The sequence below is a fragment of the Streptomyces sp. NPDC042371 genome (assembly GCF_056437465.1).
In genome coordinates this window covers 338,832-353,493 of sequence record NZ_JBWKAP010000009.1, presented here as the reverse complement: position 1 = coordinate 353,493, position 14,662 = coordinate 338,832, and the positions used below count along the sequence as shown (strand labels likewise).

Below are 14,662 nucleotides of genomic sequence, written 5' to 3'. Positions count from 1 at the left end.
CCGGTGTTCTACGTCGCGAACTCGCCGAGCCAGCCACGCGTGAGGAAGTGCTTCGGCAGGTACGGCGACTTGTCGTCGACGGGGAAGTCCGAGTCGTACGCCAGGCAGGCCATCGCGAGCGGACCGAGGGCCACCCGGCTGTAGAGCGGCGTGGTCCCGGCCCCTGCCCTGCCGTTCCAGTACCGCTCGTGGTGGGCGAGCGCCTCGGCGAGGGCCTCGGTGAAGGCGTCCCGGTCGCCCGCGATCAGGCGGTGGAGGAGGGCGGCGGGCTGATAGTCGATCAGGTTGAGGAAGTCGGTCGGGGTGCGGGTCGCGACGTCGGGGTGGGAGGTCTCCATGGTGGCGATCAGGTGCTGGACGACGTCGTCCATGGGACGCCTGAGCCAGAACGCCCGCAGCGTCTCGATCCAGTGGAAGACGTACTCGTCGACGGGCGTGGCCCGGCGCAGGTCGTCCAGCGGCACGTCGCAGAGCAGGGTCAGCCGATCCCGTTCCCTGCAGACGAGGGCGAGGTAGAAGGCGTCCAGCCAGGCGTGGGCGTCCGCGCCCGGCACGGGTCCGGTGGCGGGCAGGTGCAGGGAGCGGTCGGCGATGCGGCACTCCACGGTGCCCTGGGCGGAGGCGGTCGTGCGGAACAGTGCCGAGCCGGTCTGCATCGCCCAGACCCACGCCTCCCAGGTCTCCAGGCGTGCGCCGTCGGGGTCGGCGGCGAAGCGTACGTCGCTCAGTCGCTTCGTGGCGGCGAAGGTGTGGGCGACGCCCGCGGAGCTCTGCGCAAGACGGGCGATGCCCTCGGCCGCGGCGGCGGGGTCGAGCTCGGCCGCGTCGGCTTCCGCGCCGACCGGTGCGGGCTGCGACTCGGGCTGGGCGGGCTGCGGTTCCGGCCGTGCGGCCGCGCTCTCGGCGTGCAGCTTCTTCATCACCTCCATCAGCTCGGGCGGCGGCACCACGGTGAAGGTGCGGGTCTCGTGGTCGAAGGCGGTGAGCGAGGTCAGCCGCCCCTGGTGCCACCAGTACAGCCGCGGCGACAGCGCGCCCGGCCCGTCCTCGTAGGCGCCGAGCGCGTACGCGGCCAGGTCGTTGACCGCGTCCACCACCGTGCCGTCCTCGATCGGGTGGAAGGCCAGCAGGTTGCGGCTGGGGAGGACGACGAGCGCGCCTGCCTCCGGCAGTTCACTGCCGGTGGTCGCGCGGGCCAGCTCGGGGAGCACGAGCGCTTTGCTCGCCACGAAAGGCGAGTCTCCGTAGACGGTCCACAGCCGCGCGCCCTGCGGTCCTGTCACCTCGTCGTGCTCGACGAGTTCACGGATGAGGTTGTTCCTGGCTGCCACCCAGAGCTGCTCAAGCCCGGCGCGTGCCACGTCGTGGTCGTCGAGGATGCGCACGGAGGTGGGGGCGTCGAGGGCGAGTGCTAGAAGGAGGCCCTCGGCGACCGGACGCGCGTACCGGAAGGCGTTCGCCATCTCGCCGGGGAAGGCGTCGTCGGGCAGGAGGCGCAGGACCGTTCTGTCGAGCAGTTCCTGCGCGCTCTCCCCGCCCTGCGAAGCGTTGTCCAGCGTCGTGAAGTGCTGTTCGACGAGGCGGGGCCAGTGCTCCTCGGCCGTGGCACGGCACTGGTGCGCCAGGTTGGGGAGCGGGCTGCGGTGCCCGTCGCCCCACAGCACGGCGTCACCCTCGACCCGCGGGCGTATCCCGCTGCGGGTGAGGAAGTGATCGGCTGTCAGGTTCCGCAGGTGTTCGGCCTGCGGGAGAGTCAGCATCGGCAGGTGGGGGTCGGGTGCGTGGTGTTCGTTCACCCGGCGACTCTACGAAGGGAGTGCCGGGCCGATGCAAGAAGGGTGGCTCTGTGTACACCGTAACGGGCTCACGCTCCGACGTGCAGATAGGCCGCCCACAAAGAGGGGAGACCCGGATAGCGGTCACGCACGTCCCTTACCGTGCGGTGCAGGGCGTCGGCGGCGGTGTCGGGCGCGAGACTTCCGTCCGGGCCGGTGGCCAGGTAGGCGTAGAAGGACTCCGCCACGTCGACGGCCAGACGGTCGTTGATCGGCCAGAGCGTCCCGATGACGTGGGTGAAACCGGCGAGTTGGCAAGCGCTGGTCAGGTGAATGGCCTCGTCGGTCAGCTGCCGGTCACCGGGGGCAGCGGTGCTGCAGGCAGAGAGGTAGGCCAGTTGCCCTCGGTCCAGGTTTAGCCGGGCGAGGGCCGACACGGTCAAGGGCCTGGTGGCGTGGTCGTACAGGAGCAGTCGGCTCTGTGAGGGGTCGGTGGCGTTGCTGACGCCATGGCAGGCGAAGTGGGCGATGGCACAGCGCGGGAGGTGCGAGAGCACGAGTTCCGTCGTGGGAGTGTCGGGGCACGCGGCCTCGTCAGGTCTCGGCCCGGTGAGTTGCACGGGGCGTGGCAGACGGGCCCGGACACGGCGGGTCTCCTCGTGTACATGGGGCAGGGGGGCGTCCAGGCCCGGGGTGTCCGGCATGGAAATGATCAGGGACCGCAGGGAATCGGGGGGCTGCTGTCTGCGGTGCTGACGGGTGTGGTGCAGCGTACGGATGGTGGGCGTGTACGAGGAGACCACCCGGTCCATGACAGTGGGGCGTCGGCTCCCGGCCCTGTCGTCGGCGGTGTGGTATCCGGCGGCGTGCAGGGGCAGAGCTCCGAGTGGACCGGCCAGCGTCCACCACAGGCGGGGAAGGCGTTCGCCGTCCGTGGAGGGGCGCAGCTCGCCCAGAGCCGTCAGCTCGGAGATGACAGGCTCGGCCGCTGCGTCCCAGAGCCATTCCAGGACGTGGCGCAGGGCCCGCTGGGCGGAGATCCGGTCGCCGGTGGGCGCGCTCGCCTCGTGCAGCGCCCGGTTGAAGGCGTCAATGCGCCCGAGGGTCTCGTTCTCGGTCAGTCGGGGCAGTGGGCAGGCGGATACTCCGTGGCGGGTCAGCAACAGGGCATCGCTGCGATGACGGTTGACATTGAACGTCACTACAGGACCGTCGACAGCTTCGGGCAGCAGGTCGTCGAGCGTCGGAGGGCGGCCGAAGGTGGCGAAGCCCTCACAGGCCCGGATGCGTTCCAGCAAGGCCTCGAACTCGACGGCGAGCCCGTGCCGCTCGTGACCTCCGCGATCCGCTCTGCCGACGCCGGTCGATATGACCGTCGCGGCATCCTGATCCAGGAGTTCACGCAGCTCAGTGAAGTGAGTGGCCAAGTCGGGGTGTCGGGACCGCAGTTCGCTCAGATCGCTGCGGGCGTCGAGAGTCTGGGAGAGGAGCACGGCACGTCCGGCCTCCGCAAGCCCGAGGGCGCGCATGGCCCGCTGCTGGGCTCCCGTTCGGCTGTCGGCGAGGACGTGAGCCATGGCGTCGGCGGCAAGCTGGCTGGTCGCGATCAGAGCCTGTTGCTGATCGCCACGCTTGAGCCGACGCGGTGCCACTTCAGGCAGCAGCATCACTGCACGCTCCAGGATGTCGGCGGCCCGGCGGGGATCCGTGGGCCCGGCCAGATTCCCGGCGGCGCGGGCGGCCTTGATCCTCGACGATGCCGGGGCGGCCGCCGTCCCGGCTGCCCTTTCCCAGGCTGACAAGGCCTCCGCCCGGTCCCGGGCCGCACCGGTGTGGGTGTATCGGTGCTTCAGGGCCTGGCCCAGACTGGACAGTGCGTTGCTGAAGAGCGGGTGGTCGGCGGGCGTGACGCGCACGGCGGTCCGTCCCACCTTGACTGCTTCGTCGAGCGCCTTCACCTGCCCGGTGTGCTCGAACCGCAACATCAGTGCCGCGCCGAGGAGACTCAGCAAGGACGACGATTCGGCGTGCTCGTCCGGCATGACGCGGACGGCGGACCGGCCCACGCGGATGGCTTCGTCCAGGTCCGACAGCTGCCACCCCAGCTCGAACCTCTCCCTCAGGGCCGCGCCCAGATTTCCCAGGCAGACGGCGCGCTCGAACGGGGCGGCAGGCGATGCCGTGACGGCGGCCCGGAGAAGTTCGATCGACTCGTCGAGAGCCTCGATGGTTCCCTGTTCCCCCAGGGCCCTCCCGAGTTGCATCAGTGAGATGTGACGGCCCGCGGTGTCGGCGGCTTCGTCATGGACGGCAGTACGAAGCAGGTCAACCGCCTCGTCCAGGTCTCCCCTGTCCCCCGTTGCCTCGAAACGGCACTTCAGGGCGGTTCCCAGGTTCGACACCCGTTTCACCCGGTTCGGGTCGTCGTCACCGAGGTCGACGGCAGCGGCCCGATAGGCGCTGATGGCTTCGTCCAGGTCCTCCAGGGCCCCTGCCCTGTCGAAGCGCCGCCACAACGAGTTGCCCAGGTTGTACATGAGCGTGGCACGGTGGGGGGCGCTTTCGGGCGTCGAGCGGACAGCGTCCCGAATCATGCCGGTCGCCTCATCGAGGGTCTCCAAGTTTCCCGTCCTGACGAACAGGGCCTCCAGTGCGAGGCTGAGGTTGGAGAGAACGTGCGCCCTGTAGGGATAGGACTCAGGGGCCGCGTGAAGAGCTGCGCGCCCGAGGCCGATCGCTTCCTCCAGAACCGCCAGCTCGCCGGTTTGTTCGAAGCGTTCAAGAACTTCCGTGCTCCGGTTGGAGAGATGGCCCGCACGCTCGTCATCGCTCGGGCTGCCGGATTCGGCTTCCTTCCCGGACGTCCTGCGCCACGCTCCGCGCAGAGCTGCCCACGGCTTCTTGCCCATGGCGGCCCCCTCCTTGCTCACCGGTCCCGCGGTCGATGCCGGAGTCGGCGAAGCGAATGCCCTTCACCCTCTGCGGAATCTCCGGAGTCCCCGGGGCCTGGGGTTCAGGCGCGCCGCAACGGCCCTCTCCAGCAGCATGGCAGACCACTTCATGCCGTGTTCGCGGAGCAGCTCACCGATGTCGGCAGCCGTGCTCGGCAGGTCCGCCGGGGAGTTGGTGTCACGGGCACGACGCATGCACTCGGCGTAGGCCTCCACGACATACCTCTTGGCTTCGGCCCTCCGTCCCACCTGCGCCAGGATCCTCCCGCAATTCCCCAGAGATGTGGCGTAGTTGAGAGTCGTTGGCCGCTCCGCGATCCTCGCTGCCTGTTTGTGCCAGGTGACAGCCTCCTCGGCAGGGGGCGCGGCGTCCGACCATCGGTCGTGCGCCACCAGCGCGGCAACGACGAAGTCGAGACCACCCGCCAACCGAGAGGCGGACGCATCCGACACGGCGCCCTCGGCGTGCAGGTGGCGCACCAGCCGCACCGACTCCTCGGCGAATGGCAGTGTTTCCCGCTGCCGGTCCGCGCTCTGCAGGACCAGACACAGCCCGTGCAGTGCGAGGGCCAGGTCCATCTCGTGCGCTCCGGGCGTTTCCCGGGTGAACTGTCGCCATCGTTCCACCGAGCCCTCGGCCGCGCGCAGCGCGCCAGAGAAGTCACCCGATTCTGCCAGCGCCTGACCGGCGAGCGAGAGTGCCCGGCAGAGATGGAACCCGTACTCGTCCGGCTCCCGGCGGTCCAACTGCCGGATCAGGTCCAGGCTTTCATCGAGCAGGGGACGGCCCTCGCCGGGCGGCCCCAGGGAGAGCCGGGCAACACCGAGCCAGCCGAGCAGGAAGGCGAGCTGCGGTGCGGAGGCAGGATCGGTGTGCAACAACCGACGGTGCAGTACGATGCCTTCTTCGCAGAGGTCGATGAAGGCCTGGGTGACGGGGCCTGGCCGGTTCATCATCTCGTGGCACAGGGCATAGAGGGCGAGACCGAGCTGGGACTCGTAAGTGAAGGGATCCTTCCGCGCCAGCTCGCGGAAGCGCACCACCCTTGCGTGCGCCACCTTCGTCTCGCGTTCCCCCACGCGTGTGCCTGTACCCGTCGACGGTGGTCACGAACCAGCGATTGCCGGGCCGAGAAGCACGGCTCCAGGGTGGAGTGAACCTCGACTGCCACGCGAAGGGTGGAAGGCATGGGACAGGCTCCTTCCACGGTGTTTCAACTCGCCGTCCTGGTCCTGTTCGTGCTGCCGGGGGCCGTCTATCAGTTCCTCCGCGAGCTCTGGCGCGGGCCGGTGCCCCAGGAGCGCGCGCTGAGTGAACGGGTGCTGCGCGCGCTGGTCGCCTCCGTCGTGCTGGACGCGGTGTACGCGGTTGCCGTCGGGCCCGAACTGCTGCGGCTGGTGCGGGCCGACGACGGCGGGCTCCTGCGAGGAAACGCAGCGGAGCAGCGGGTTCGCCTCGTGGGCCTGTGCGGTCTCGTCCTGTTCGTCGCCGTACCCGCGGCGGCCGCCGCCGCCGTGTCCGTCCTGCAGCGGCGTCGGCTGCGAGCCCGCTACCGCGGCACTCCTTCGGCCTGGGATCACATCTTCCGGGACCGTCGGCCGTGTTTCGTGAGGTTGCGCCTCAAGGACGGTACGTGGGTGGGAGGGTGGTACGGCAATGAGTCGTATGCCACGTCCTATCCTCAGCCACGCGAGCTGCATCTGGAGTCGGCCTGGCGGATGCGCGACGACGGCAGTTTCATCGAGCGGGTCGAAGGGACCGCCGGGCTGCATGTGCGTGGCGCCGATGTGGACATCTTGGAACTGATCGACGCGCCGACCGCCGGAGCCGACGCATGACGCCCGGGGCGAACGGCAGCCAGGAAAGGAGCCTCCCCATGGCCGATGAAATCAACGCTGAGGAACACGAGTTGAGCGTCGCCGAGCTAAGGGTTCTGGAGAGTATGAGCGAGGTGCGCGGCTACTCCCCGCGCGCCTCGGTGGCCGAGCCGACGCAGCCGCCCGTGGGACGGGCGAGCGCCTCGCCGGGGGCGGGACAGCTCGATGTTCCCGTTGCCGGAGACGACGAGGAGACGGAGTCGCCACCCGCGGACTGAGCGTCGCGCCCCGCAGGCGCCCATCCGTCGGGGGAAGTTGGCACAGAGGCACGCCGGGGCACCTCATACCAGGAGCTGACATCGCAGCCGCGCGTACCCCCAGAGTCTGGTCGCGCCGGATACCGTAGGCCGACGAGGCGTCGACCACCTCTCTTCTAGCGTTCTCGGCATGTCGGAAACTCGAACCACCCTGCGTAGACGTGTCCTTGTCACCGCCCTCACCACTTGCCTCGCCCTGCCTGTGGCGGGTGGAGCGACGGCCGTGGCCGCGGGGCCGAGCAGCACAGTCGGCCCCGCCGTCGCCGAGAAGTCCACAGCGGCACTCCACCTCCCCCGCCCCACCGGCCCCTACGCGGTCGGCCGCGACACCCTGCACCTCGTCGACAAGAGCCGCCCCGATCCCTGGGTGCCCTCGGCGGGTGCTCGTGAGCTGATGGCGTCCGTGTACTACCCCGGGCGGCACGGCGGCGGGCGTCCCACCGCGTACACGTCCGAGGAGGAGGCGCGGCTCCTGCTGGAGTGGTGGAAGCAGGACAAGGCGCTCTCCCCCGCCGAGTACAGCGCCACCCGCACCTACGCACGCACCGGGGTGCGCCCCGCGCCGGGGCGGTTCCCGCTGATCGTGCTCTCCCCCGGGTTCACCGCCCCGCGCTCCACGCTGACCCACCTCGCCGAGGACCTGGCGAGCCGGGGCTTTGTCGTGGCCACCGTCGACCACGCCTACGAGTCGCTCGGCACGGAGTTCCCCGGTGGCCGTGTCCTCACCTGCAAGGCCTGCGGACCCGTCGAGGAGCCCGGCGGGGGCGAGCTCGCCACCAAGGGGCGGGCCAAGGACCTCTCGTACGTCATCGACCGGCTGACGCGGACCGGCGGCAAGAACGGCTGGCGGTACGCCCACATGATCGACGACAAGCGGATCGGCGCGGGCGGGCACTCCATCGGCGGGTCCGCCGCGCTCGCCACGATGGCTGCCGACCGCCGCGTGCGGGCCGGTATGAACATGGACGGCCACTTCTACAACGCGCCCAACAGGATCGGCGGCCGCCCCTTCCTGATGATCGGCGCCGAGACGATACACACGCCCGGGGTCGAGGACGGCAAGAACTGGGACGAGACCTGGCCGGGTCTGAACGGCTGGAAGCGGTGGCTCACCGTCAAGGGGTCGGGGCACTTCACGTTCACCGACGTTCCCGTCCTCGCCGAGCAGGCGGGTGTGGCCGACCCCGAGGTGCCCCTGTCCGGTGAGCGCTCCGAGCGGATCACGCGCGCGTACATCGGCGCGTTCTACGAGCAGTGGCTGGGCGGCACCCCCCAGCCGCTGCTCGACGGACCGACGCCGGGGAATCCCGAGGTGACCTTCCAGCGACGCTGACCGGCCGGGCCGCCAGGAACCCCTCGCGGCCCGGCTAGCATGTAACACATGAATTACAATAGTGACCCTTACGAGCTGCGGGTGGAAGTGCCCTCCGTCGAGACCTTCCGCCGCCTGCGCACCGATGCCGGTCTCTCCGACCGGGCTCCCGAAGCCGTCGCGCTCGCCCTTCCGAACACTTGGCACGGCGTGGTGCTGCACCACGAGGGCGAGCCGATCGGCATGGGGCGGATCATCGGTGACGGCGGCACCGCGTTCCAGGTGGTCGACATCTGCGTACACCCCGCACACCAGGGACGCGGCCTCGGCAGGCGCATCATGGCCGCGCTCACCGAGGAGCTGGAGCGGCGCGCGCCCGCGACCGCGTACGTCTCGTTGATCGCCGACGGCCCCGCGCGCTTCCTCTACGAGAAGTTCGGCTTCGCCGACACGGCGACGCACGACTCGATCGGCATGTACCGCTCGATGACCGGTTGATGCCCGCCCGATCACCGTGTGCGGAGAGGTTGGTCCGCACCAACTCCTTGACGGGGCACTGGAGTCTGCCTTAAATCAAGTACTGAACGAAGTGAGCACGACGGATCATGCGCCGCGTTCACTTCTCGACACTCCTTTGTCATGCGCATGCCCCACCCGCCACCGCCCCCACGCGAAGCGATGTGATGACAGTGCCCACCTCACTCAGCCGCCGCACCAAGCTCTGCGCGCTAGCCCTGGCCTGCGGAGCCGCAAGCCTGAGCATGCTCCCCACCGCCTCGGCGGAGACCACGCCCACGACCGAGGCCCGTTCCTCCGCCCCGTCGGCGGCCGCCACCTTCACCGAGGACTTCAACGGCCCCGCCGGATCGGCCGTCGACGGCGGCAAGTGGCAGATCGAGACCGGCGACAACGTCAACAACCACGAGCGGCAGTACTACACGTCGGGCAACAAGAACGCGGCCCTCGACGGCCAGGGCAACCTGGTCATCACCGCCCGCAAGGAGAACCCCGGCAACTACCAGTGCTGGTACGGCCGTTGTGAGTACACCTCGGCCCGGCTCAACACCTCCGGCAAGTTCACGAGCACGTACGGGCACGTCGAGGCGCGGATGAAGGTGCCGCGCGGCCAGGGCATGTGGCCCGCGTTCTGGATGCTCGGCGCCGACATCGGCAACGTGGGCTGGCCCAACAGCGGCGAGATCGACGTGATGGAGAACGTCGGGTTCGAGCCGTCCACCGTCCACGGCACGCTGCACGGCCCCGGCTACTCCGGCTCGGGCGGGATCGGCGCGGGATACACGCTGCCCGGCGGGGAGGCGTTCGCGGACAAGTTCCACACCTTCGCGGTGGACTGGTCACCGAACAAGGTCACCTGGTCCGTGGACGGCAAGGTCTACCAGACCCGCACCCCGGCCGACCTCAACGGCAACAAGTGGGTCTTCGACAAGCCCTTCTTCCTCATCCTCAACCTCGCGGTCGGCGGGTACTGGCCCGGCGACCCGGACGGCGGCACGACCTTCCCCAAGCAGCTGGTCGTGGACTACGTCCACGTGACAGGGGGCAACGCGGCTCCGACCGGCAGCTGAGGCCCGCCGCGGCACGCTTTCCGGGCCCCGGCGGGCCCGGGAGGCGGTCGGCAGGGGCGTCCGGCGCCGCTCCCGCCGGCCGGCGCCCGGCAGGGCCCGCACACCGGTGACCCAGGCCACTTCGCGGGGCCGACGGCTGTGAGGCCACTCATAGGGGCCACGTCACATGCTAAGGACGGTAGTAGCGGCCCCGAGGCCCGGTACGGGGCCTGGGGCTCCGCGAGGGAGGGCTCCGACCAGAGCCTCTTCGTATCTCGGTAGTACGTCACATGATTGCGTCCGTCCCCGGGCGCCGCTAACCCTGGCTGAGTCTTCGGGACGCCGGGATCGCACAGCAGGCACAGTCGCCCGCTCGATCCGGCTCCCCATCTCGTCCCCATCCAGGAGTTGCACCCGCATGTCTCTGACGCGTACCGCCCGGACCCGCAAGTTCTCCGTCGCCGGCATCGCCGCCGCCGGAGCCGCCGCAGCCGCCCTGACCCTCGTCCCCTCCCCCGCCCACGCCGCGGAGCCCGCTCAGGCCGCCGCAGCCGCGCCGCAGGCCGCCAAGGGCGACAAGAACTACCCCGAGAACCTCGACGGCTGGATCCGCGAGTCCCTGGACATCATGAAGTCCAAGGGCATCCCCGGCAGCTACGAGGGGCTCCACCGCAACATCATCCGTGAGTCCGCCGGTGACCCGAACGCCCAGAACGGCTGGGACGTGAACGCCCAGAACGGCACCCCGTCCAAGGGCCTGCTGCAGGTCATCCAGCCGACCTTCGACGCCTACCACGTCGACGGCACCCCCAATAACCTGACCGACCCGGTCGCCAACATCACCGCGGCCGCGAACTACGCCGCCGACAAGTACGGCTCCATCGACAACGTCGACTCCGCGTACTGAGCCCGGGACCTCCGTAACCACCTCCCGGTCCCCGAGCCCGACCCTCAACCCCGATCGATCCGCTGATCCGCTGATCTCCCGGTTCGCGAAGAGAGGCAGCGCATGCCGCACGAGAGCCATGACGAGCACCCGGCACCCCCGGTAGACGGCCCCTCGGTGCCCGGCTACGGGCCCGCCCGGGTCCGCGGCTCGCGGCGCAAGCCCAAGAAGAAGGCCCTGCGGTACGTCGCGTGGGGCGCCCTGGGCCTGACCCTGGTCGGTGGCGGAGGCGTCGCCTACGCCTGGCAGCACCTCAACGGCAACATCCAGGGCACGGACGTGAACGCCGCCCTTGGACACGACAGGCCCGCCGAACAGCGGGACGGATCGATGAACATCCTCCTGCTCGGCTCCGACTCGCGGGCAGGGACCCACGGCCGGTACGGCAGCGGTGTGAGCGGGGCCCGGGCCGACACGGCGATGGTCCTGCACGTCGACAAGTCCCACCAGAAGGCCTCGGTCGTCAGCATCCCGCGCGACACGATGGTCGAGCGGCCCCAGTGCACGCAGTCCCACGGCGGCGGCGCGGCGGGCGCCCAGCAGGCCATGTTCAACTCGTCGTACCAGGTGGGCGGGCCCGCGTGCACCGTGAAGACGGTCGAGAAGATGTCGGGCCTGCGCATGAACCACTACCTCGAAGTCGACTTCAAGGGGTTCCAGAAGCTCATCGACGAGCTCGGCGGCGTGGACATCACCACCCACAAGGTCATCAAGGACCCCAACAGCGGCCTCTCGCTGACCGCAGGCAAGCACACGCTCAAGGGCGAGGAGGCGCTGGCGCTCGTCCGCACCAGGCACGGTGTGGGTGACGGCAGCGACCTGGGCCGGATCCAGCTCCAGCAGGCCTTCATCAAGGCCCTGATCCACCGCGCCAACACCGTCGATCCGCTGAGCGACCCCGCCAAGTCGTACGGCCTCGCGGACACCGCGACCAAGACGATCAGCGCCGACTCCGACCTGGCATCGGCGGACAAGCTGATCGGCCTGGCCAAGGAGCTGAAGGGCATCAGCCCCGACCGCACCGACATGGTGACGATGCCGGTCACCTACGACGCACAGGACGCGGGCCGGGTCCTGCCGCTCGACAAGGCGTCGCACCGGGTCTGGACCGCGCTGCGCCACGACGAGCCGATCCCGAAGTCCGCCACCAAGGAGTCGGTGGGCGACCGGACGGACTCTCCAGTGTCGGCGGGTTCCTGAGCACTCAGGCGGAGGCAACGGCTGAGGCTGAGGCTGCCGCCAGGAAGAACGGAATGGCGACGAGGAAGCGGCCGGACTCGGCCCGTCGGCGCTGTTCGGCCAGCCACCCGTCCGCCCGGTCGCGGCCGACCGCCCCGGCGGCGCGGACCGGCTCGACGAGCCTTTCGAGCAGCGACAGCATCGCGGGTTCGGTGGACACGCTGGTGTGCACCTCGACCGTGCCCTCGTCGAAGCCACCGGCCAGGAGCAGGCCGCGGTACTGACGGCCCGCGCGGGGCATGTCCAGGAGGTCGGCGCGGGCGTGCACGATCGTGCGGGTGAGCGCCGCGTCGGCCGAGTCGATCATGATGGCGTCCCGGTCCTGACCGACCAGGACGATCCTGCCGCCCGGGCAGAGGATCCGGCGGGCCTCCGCCATCGCGCGCCCCGGCTCCCGAAGCAGGTGGAAGACCTTGTCGGCGCGGTAGCCGCGCACGCTTCCGTCGGCGAACGGCAGCTCCTCCGCCCCCGCCTCCCGGAACTCCGCCTCCGGCCACCGCTCCCGGGCCGCCGCCAGCATCGACCGACCGGGATCGACGCCCACCGCGTGGACGCCGCGCCCGGCCAGCTCGCCGACGGCTCGCCCGGCGCCGCAGCCGACGTCCACGACGGTCGAGCCCGGGACGAGGGAGAGCAGTTCGTAGGAGCGGTCCCGCAACCGGGTGGCGCTCGGCAGCCGGTCCGCGGCGTCGAGGACGGCCAACAGGGCTTCGGTGTCGCGGTGCTCTTCCACCGCTTTCCGATTCGTGGACATGGACGTGATGCTGCGACTTGATGTCGACATGAAGTCAAGCGACGACGACGGTGCAGGCACCGGCACCTTGAGCATCGGCGCCATCGCGGCACGGTTCGGCCTGGCCACGCACGTGCTGCGGCACTGGGAGTCGGTGAGCCTGCTGGCCCCCGGCCGGGACACCATCAGGAGCCTGTCCTCGACCGTCGACCGCGACACCCGGCACGAGAGCGGGTGAGCGAACTCTGACCCTCGACCTCATGTCGAGGGTCAGAGTCCACTCGATACGGTCAGCAGACCGGCTTCGACAGAAACCGAGCGGTTTCTGTTATCGCGGCGGGCGCAGGGCGTCTCCCCTGTGTCGGAGGAGACAGGCCCCCCACAAAGAGAGTGGACACAGCGTGAGCAGCGAACGCCAAATCGCGATGATCAGGGCAGCGCAGGACGGAAACCAGCGGGCGCAGGACGCGCTGGTGGCGGAGTACCTGCCGCTGGTCTACAACATCGTCGGACGGGCCCTGAACGGCCATGCGGACGTGGACGACGTGGTGCAGGAGACCATGCTCCGTGTCCTCGGCGGCCTGGACGGTCTGCGCAACCCGGAGACCTTCCGCAGCTGGCTGGTCGCCATCACGATGAACCAGATACGCGGCCACTGGCGGGAGCGCGCTTCGGGCGCGATACCCGCCGGTGGTGGCCTCGCCGACGCGTACGACGTGGTGGATCCCGGCGCGGACTTCGTCGATCTGACCATCACCCGGCTCGGGCTCTCGGGACAGCGCAGGGAGACCGCCGAGGCGACTCGCTGGCTGGACGAGGACGACCGGGCGCTGCTTTCGCTGTGGTGGCTGGAGTCCGCGGGCGAGCTCACGCGGGCGGAGGTCGCCGAGGCGCTGGAGCTGTCGTCGCAGCACGCGGCGGTGCGGGTGCAGCGCATGAAGGCCCAGCTGGAGACGGCGCGCGTCGTCGTGCGTGCCCTGTCCGCCAACCCTCCGTGCGCGGGTCTCCAGCAGATCACCGCAGGCTGGGACGGGGTGCCGTCGGCGCTGTGGCGCAAGCGGCTGGCCCGGCACGCCCGCGACTGCTCGGCCTGCGAGGGCCACTGGTCCAACCTGGTGCCCGCAGAGGGTCTGCTGGTGGGGCTGGGGCTCGTCCCGGTGGGCTCCGCGCTCGCCGGTCTGGTCGTGCCGCCGGACCTCGTCGAGGTCGGCTCGGCCTCCGCCACGTCCGTGCACGGTTCGGCGGCTCCGGTCTCCTCTCGGACGCAGGCCCGCCGTGATCGCGCCAGACGCCGTCGTCGTACGACCGCAGTGGCCGCCGCGGTCGTCGCGCTCGGCATCGGCGGTGGCGCGGTGCACCTCCTCACGGGCCCGGACTCGGACGAGGACACCCCGTCCACCGCCGCGGCCCCCGCCTCGCCCACCGACGCATCGCCCTCGAAGAGCGCCTCTCCCTCCGCCTCCCCCAAGCGCTCCGCGTCCCCCAGCGCAAAGCCCACCCCGAGCAAGACGAAGAAGAAGCCGAAGCCCAAGCCCAAGCCGACGCCGAGCCGCACCTCGGCCAGGCCGAAGCCGAAGCCGGAGGCGTCCGACCCCGCGCCGCCGAAGCCGAGCGGCACGGCCGCGCAGGTCGTCGCCCTGGTCAACACCGAGCGTTCGAAGGCGGGCTGCGGTCCGGTCAGCTCCAACGACAAGCTCGCCACGGCGGCCACCAACCACTCCGCCGACATGGCGGCCCGCGACTACTTCGACCACACGAGCCCGGACGGCAAGGACCCCGGCGACCGCATCACGGCGGCCGGTTACCGCTGGAGCACGTACGGCGAGAACATCGCCCGCGGTCAGCAGAGTCCGGCTTCGGTGATGGACGGGTGGATGAAGAGCCCCGGCCACCGCGCCAACATCCTCAACTGCGACTTCAAGGAACTGGGCGTGGGCATCCACAACGGCTCCGGTGGCCCCTGGTGGACACAGGCGTTCGGCACGGCGCTCTGAGCGGCCGCACTC

The 14,662-nt window shown here is 70.3% G+C and carries 12 protein-coding genes and 1 pseudogene; 9 read left to right on the top strand and 4 right to left on the bottom strand.

Features of this window, described 5'->3' with window-relative positions; all coding sequences use genetic code 11:
- Positions 1–8: 8 nt before the first annotated feature.
- The 3 genes from AC068B_RS28355 to AC068B_RS28345 all read right to left on the bottom strand — a co-directional run bounded on the left by AC068B_RS28355 (position 9) and on the right by AC068B_RS28345 (position 5,806).
- Entirely contained in the window at positions 9–1,796 is a 1,788-nt protein-coding gene (locus tag AC068B_RS28355) for an Imm49 family immunity protein (RefSeq protein ID WP_478674445.1), read from the bottom strand.
- A gap of 68 nt (positions 1,797–1,864) precedes the next feature.
- On the bottom strand, positions 1,865–4,684 hold the full coding sequence (locus tag AC068B_RS28350) for a CHAT domain-containing protein (RefSeq protein WP_478674444.1): 2,820 nt from the start codon (positions 4,682–4,684) through the stop codon (positions 1,865–1,867).
- Positions 4,685–4,747: 63 nt separating this feature from the next.
- Positions 4,748–5,806: a hypothetical protein gene (locus AC068B_RS28345; protein WP_478674443.1), complete on the bottom strand. Its 1,059-nt coding sequence runs from the start codon at positions 5,804–5,806 to the stop codon at positions 4,748–4,750.
- A gap of 108 nt (positions 5,807–5,914) precedes the next feature.
- Here AC068B_RS28345 and AC068B_RS28340 point away from each other — a divergent pair, with 108 nt between their 5' ends.
- The 7 genes from AC068B_RS28340 (at position 5,915) to AC068B_RS28310 (ending at position 11,884) form a co-directional block, all read left to right on the top strand.
- Positions 5,915–6,565, top strand: coding sequence for a DUF6338 family protein (locus tag AC068B_RS28340; protein ID WP_478674442.1), 651 nt, complete (start codon positions 5,915–5,917; stop codon positions 6,563–6,565).
- A gap of 38 nt (positions 6,566–6,603) precedes the next feature.
- Entirely contained in the window at positions 6,604–6,822 is a 219-nt protein-coding gene (locus AC068B_RS28335) for a hypothetical protein (protein WP_478674441.1), read from the top strand.
- Between the two features lie 169 nt (positions 6,823–6,991).
- Entirely contained in the window at positions 6,992–8,194 is a 1,203-nt protein-coding gene (locus AC068B_RS28330) for an alpha/beta hydrolase family protein (protein ID WP_478674440.1), read from the top strand.
- A gap of 48 nt (positions 8,195–8,242) precedes the next feature.
- Positions 8,243–8,671, top strand: coding sequence for a GNAT family N-acetyltransferase (locus tag AC068B_RS28325; RefSeq protein WP_478674439.1), 429 nt, complete (start codon positions 8,243–8,245; stop codon positions 8,669–8,671).
- Positions 8,672–8,856: 185 nt separating this feature from the next.
- A complete protein-coding gene (locus tag AC068B_RS28320; protein ID WP_478674438.1) occupies positions 8,857–9,759 on the top strand; it encodes a glycoside hydrolase family 16 protein in 903 nt (300 codons plus the stop codon).
- Between the two features lie 397 nt (positions 9,760–10,156).
- Positions 10,157–10,645: a transglycosylase SLT domain-containing protein gene (locus tag AC068B_RS28315; protein ID WP_356265473.1), complete on the top strand. Its 489-nt coding sequence runs from the start codon at positions 10,157–10,159 to the stop codon at positions 10,643–10,645.
- A gap of 102 nt (positions 10,646–10,747) precedes the next feature.
- A complete protein-coding gene (locus AC068B_RS28310) occupies positions 10,748–11,884 on the top strand; it encodes an LCP family protein (protein ID WP_478674437.1) in 1,137 nt (378 codons plus the stop codon).
- Between the two features lie 4 nt (positions 11,885–11,888).
- Here the strand turns inward: AC068B_RS28310 and AC068B_RS28305 are convergent, their stop codons facing one another.
- Positions 11,889–12,677 carry a methyltransferase domain-containing protein gene (locus AC068B_RS28305; protein ID WP_478674436.1) on the bottom strand — a complete coding sequence of 263 codons (789 nt, stop codon included), beginning with the start codon at positions 12,675–12,677 and terminating at the stop codon, positions 11,889–11,891.
- 28 nt (positions 12,678–12,705) lie between these two features.
- Between AC068B_RS28305 and AC068B_RS28300 the strand changes: the two are divergent.
- Together AC068B_RS28300 and AC068B_RS28295 are read left to right on the top strand one after the other, a co-directional pair.
- A pseudogene (locus AC068B_RS28300) lies at positions 12,706–12,840 on the top strand (MerR family transcriptional regulator); the annotation flags it as partial.
- Between the two features lie 217 nt (positions 12,841–13,057).
- Complete coding sequence (locus tag AC068B_RS28295) at positions 13,058–14,650, top strand: sigma-70 family RNA polymerase sigma factor (protein WP_478674435.1); 1,593 nt, start codon at positions 13,058–13,060, stop codon at positions 14,648–14,650.
- Positions 14,651–14,662 lie beyond the last annotated feature (12 nt).

Coding starts and splice junctions, on each gene's coding strand:
- AC068B_RS28350 (WP_478674444.1), bottom strand. CDS start 4,684: ATGGGCAAGAAGCCGTGGGCAGCTCTGCGCGGAGCGTGGCGCAGGACG.
- AC068B_RS28330 (WP_478674440.1), top strand. CDS start 6,992: ATGTCGGAAACTCGAACCACCCTGCGTAGACGTGTCCTTGTCACCGCC.
- AC068B_RS28320 (WP_478674438.1), top strand. CDS start 8,857: ATGACAGTGCCCACCTCACTCAGCCGCCGCACCAAGCTCTGCGCGCTA.
- AC068B_RS28325 (WP_478674439.1), top strand. CDS start 8,243: ATGAATTACAATAGTGACCCTTACGAGCTGCGGGTGGAAGTGCCCTCC.
- AC068B_RS28310 (WP_478674437.1), top strand. CDS start 10,748: ATGCCGCACGAGAGCCATGACGAGCACCCGGCACCCCCGGTAGACGGC.
- AC068B_RS28315 (WP_356265473.1), top strand. CDS start 10,157: ATGTCTCTGACGCGTACCGCCCGGACCCGCAAGTTCTCCGTCGCCGGC.
- AC068B_RS28335 (WP_478674441.1), top strand. CDS start 6,604: ATGGCCGATGAAATCAACGCTGAGGAACACGAGTTGAGCGTCGCCGAG.
- AC068B_RS28305 (WP_478674436.1), bottom strand. CDS start 12,677: ATGTCCACGAATCGGAAAGCGGTGGAAGAGCACCGCGACACCGAAGCC.
- AC068B_RS28340 (WP_478674442.1), top strand. CDS start 5,915: ATGGGACAGGCTCCTTCCACGGTGTTTCAACTCGCCGTCCTGGTCCTG.